This window comes from Gemmatimonadota bacterium, assembly GCA_016209965.1.
Classification (GTDB): domain Bacteria; phylum Gemmatimonadota; class Gemmatimonadetes; order Longimicrobiales; family RSA9; genus JACQVE01.
In genome coordinates this window covers 1-3,197 of the sequence record JACQVE010000154.1, presented here as the reverse complement: position 1 = coordinate 3,197, position 3,197 = coordinate 1, and the positions used below count along the sequence as shown (strand labels likewise).

Genomic DNA, 3,197 nt, shown 5'->3' with positions numbered 1-3,197 from the left:
GAGCCGACCACGGCGCTGGACGTGACGATTCAGGCACAGATCCTGGCGTTGCTGCGAGGATTGAGGGAGCAGTTCGGGATGGCCATGATCCTGATCACGCACGACCTGGGCGTGGTGGCCGAGGTGTGCGACCGCGTGCTGGTCATGTACGCCGGGCAGGTGGCCGAGGAGGCGCCTGTCGAGAAGCTGTTCCGTGACCCCCGGCACCCCTACACGCGCGGGCTGCTGCAGTCGCTGCCCCGGCTAGGCCAGCGCCTTGACCGGCTGGCCGCCATTCCCGGCAACGTGCCGAACCCCGTCGCCTGGCCCGCGGGCTGCCGCTTCCACCCCCGCTGCCCGTACGGCTGGGAGCAGTGCGTCATCGCCGAGCCGCCGCTGTTTCCGGTCGGGCCGGCGCAAACTTCGCGGTGCTGGCTGGAACGGTGGCCGGAGCAGCGCGCGCAGGTCGATGCGGCGGGACGGGGATTCACCCCGGGCGCCGCGCCGCGGGCGCCCGCGCCCGCGGAGGAGTACCACCGGCAGGCGGCCGCCTTGCCCGGGGTGCCGCCCGCAGAGCTCGAGCCGCCGGCCGCGCCGCCGCGAGAAGCCAGCGAGCCGCCCCGCGTGGAGCCGGACGTCGCCCGATGAGCACGCCGCCTCCGCCCCTGCCGCCGCCCAAGGGCGACAGTGATGTGCGTGGCCGCACGCCCGACGAGCTGCCGCCGCCTCCCGATGTGCTGCTGGACGTGCGCGGACTGGAAAAGTACTTCCCGGTCCGGCGCGGCGTGTTCGGCCGCGTGCGGGCGCACGTTCGTGCCGTGGACGGCGTCTCGTTCTGGGTGCGGCGCGGCGAAACCCTGGGACTGGTGGGGGAGTCCGGGTCCGGTAAGACCACCCTGGGCCGCACCGTGCTGCGGCTGATCGAGCCGACGGGCGGCAGCGCGCGTTTCCAGGGGCGCGAGATCTTCGCGCTGGACGAAGCAGAGCTGCGCGCCTTGCGACGCCGGGTACAGATCGTGTTCCAGGACCCCTACGGCTCGCTCAATCCGCGCATGACCGTGGGCGAGATGCTGCGCGAGGCGCTCTCCGTGCACCGACTGGCGCGTGGCGCTGCGGCGCAGGCGCGCGTCCAGGAGCTGCTCCAGTTGGTGGGACTCTCCGCGGGGCACGCGACCCGCTATCCGCACGAGTTCAGCGGCGGGCAGCGGCAGCGCATCGGGATCGCCCGCGCCCTCTCCGTCGAGCCGGATTTCATCGTGTGCGACGAGCCCGTCTCCGCCCTCGACGTCTCCGTCCAGGCTCAGGTGCTGAATCTACTCCAGGAGCTGCAGGCGCGGCTGGGACTGGCTTACCTTTTCATTGCTCACGACCTGAGCGTGGTCGATCATATGAGTGACCGCATTGCGGTGATGTACCTGGGCCGGATCGTCGAGCTCGCCGACGCAGCGGCGCTGCGCGAGAAGCCGCGCCATCCGTACACCCGCGCGCTCCTCTCCGCCGTGCCGATTCCCGAGCCGGGGCGCGCGCGCAGCAGGATCGTGCTCAGCGGTGACCAGCCCAGTCCCGCGCAGCCGCCGCCGGGCTGCCCCTTCCACCCGCGTTGCCCCCACCCGCTGAAGGACGCGGACTGCGCCCGGATCGTGCCGCCCCTCGCGGAAAAGGCGCCCGGCCAGTTCGCGGCGTGTATCAAGGAGCCGGCCTATGTGCCAGCTTGACACTGCTAGCGGCCGCGCCTAGCTTCGGGCGCCCGCGTTCCGGAACTCCCGCCCCAGGACCCCGGTACCGTTCATGCAGCAACTCCTCACGCTCTGGGCTGATGGCGGCTGGATGATGTGGCCGCTGGGCGCCTGCACGCTGCTGGGCCTGGGCATCATCATCTGGAAGCTGGTTGACCTGAACACCAAGAGCGGGCCCACGCGCAAGGTGCTGCGGGAAGTGGACGAGCGGCTCAGGCGCCAGGACGTCGCGGGCGCCATGACGGTGGCCGGCGAGTCGGCCACGCCGGCCGGCCGCATCCTGGTGGCAGGGCTCAGCCGCCACGAGGAGGGAACCGAGCGGGTGATGAAAGCCATTGAGAACGTGGGGCTCATCGAGATGGCGGCTCTCGAGCGGGGGCTGGTCTGGCTGGCGACGCTGTCCAATGTGGCGCCGCTGCTCGGCTTCCTGGGCACGGTGGTGGGAATGATCCAGGCCTTTGAGGCTATCGAGGTGGCGGGCGATGTCGAGGCGACACTGGTGGCGCGGGGGATCAAGGTGGCACTGATCACGACGGCGGCCGGGCTGAGCATTGCGATACCCATCAACATCATGCACAACTACTTCGTGACCAGGATCGACCGCCTGGTCATCGACATGGAGGAGTCGGCGCAGAAAATGGTCGATGCGCTCCATGCCATGGGAACCGGCACGGCGATAGAGACATGAGCATCCAAGGCAGCCTGGAACGACGCCGTCGGGAGGGCCACCTCGCCGGTGGCCCTCTGGCTTTGATCCTGTTCCTCGTGCTGCTCGGCGGCTGCGGCGGCCGCGGCGGCGCACGGGGCGGGCCCGAGGCGAAGCGCGAGGGCAGTGTGGCGCGCCCGCTCGAGGTCTACCGCGACCTGGGCATGCTGGCGGGACCAGAGGACTTCCCCGCGGTTGCCAGCTTTGCCACGCTGGCCGGCCCGGCCGACTCGACCTACGTGCTGGTGGGCCTGTCCTTGTCCAACAACGCGTTGCGCTTCCAGCGAGAGGGCAGCGGCTTCGCGGGCGAGTACGAAGTCAAGCTGGCGTTCCTGCGGGACAGCGTGGAAGTGAAGCGGCTGGAGCGGCGGGAGAAGGTGCGGGTGGGGAGCTTTCCGGAAACGGGACGAACCGAGGAGACCATCATCTTCCAGGCGCTGCTCGCGCTGCCGCCGGACCGCTACACGGTGCACTTCGAGGCGCGCGATGCCCTGAGCTCGCGCGGCCTCCGCGCCCAGGACACGCTGCCGGTACCAGCATACGGCGCTGCTGCCGCTACCCTGGCCGGCCCCGTGCTGGTCTACGGGGCGAGCGGCCGCGGCTCGCGGACGGTGGCTCCCGAGCTGATCGTGAACCCGCGGCGCACCGTGCCGTACGGCGGCGAGCCGCCACGGGTGTACGTGGAGGGGTACGGCGTTGCGGCCGGCGAGGCGGTCAGCGTGCGGGTAGTAGGCGAAAAGGACACGGTGCTCTGGCAGGGGAACGCCATCCTGGCG

At 70.9% G+C, this 3,197-nt stretch carries 4 protein-coding genes; all 4 read left to right on the top strand.

Annotation, left to right across the window (positions count from 1 at the left end; all coding sequences use genetic code 11):
• On the top strand, positions 1-627 hold a 627-nt coding region (locus tag HY703_06345; protein ID MBI4544793.1), incomplete at its 5' end, for an ABC transporter ATP-binding protein.
• The gene (locus HY703_06340; protein MBI4544792.1) at positions 624-1,694 is read left to right on the top strand and encodes an ATP-binding cassette domain-containing protein; all 1,071 of its coding nucleotides are present in this window, start codon (positions 624-626) and stop codon (positions 1,692-1,694) included. The genes HY703_06345 and HY703_06340, both read left to right, overlap by 4 nt.
• A gap of 73 nt (positions 1,695-1,767) precedes the next feature.
• Complete coding sequence (locus HY703_06335; GenBank protein MBI4544791.1) at positions 1,768-2,403, top strand: MotA/TolQ/ExbB proton channel family protein; 636 nt, start codon at positions 1,768-1,770, stop codon at positions 2,401-2,403.
• Positions 2,400-3,197 (top strand): hypothetical protein (locus HY703_06330; GenBank protein MBI4544790.1); only part of this gene is annotated, 798 nt, incomplete at its 3' end. The genes HY703_06335 and HY703_06330, both read left to right, overlap by 4 nt.

Excerpts from the sequence above, each read along its gene's own strand:
- HY703_06335 (MBI4544791.1), top strand. The coding sequence starts at position 1,768 with ATGCAGCAACTCCTCACGCTCTGGGCTGATGGCGGCTGGATGATGTGG.
- HY703_06340 (MBI4544792.1), top strand. The coding sequence starts at position 624 with ATGAGCACGCCGCCTCCGCCCCTGCCGCCGCCCAAGGGCGACAGTGAT.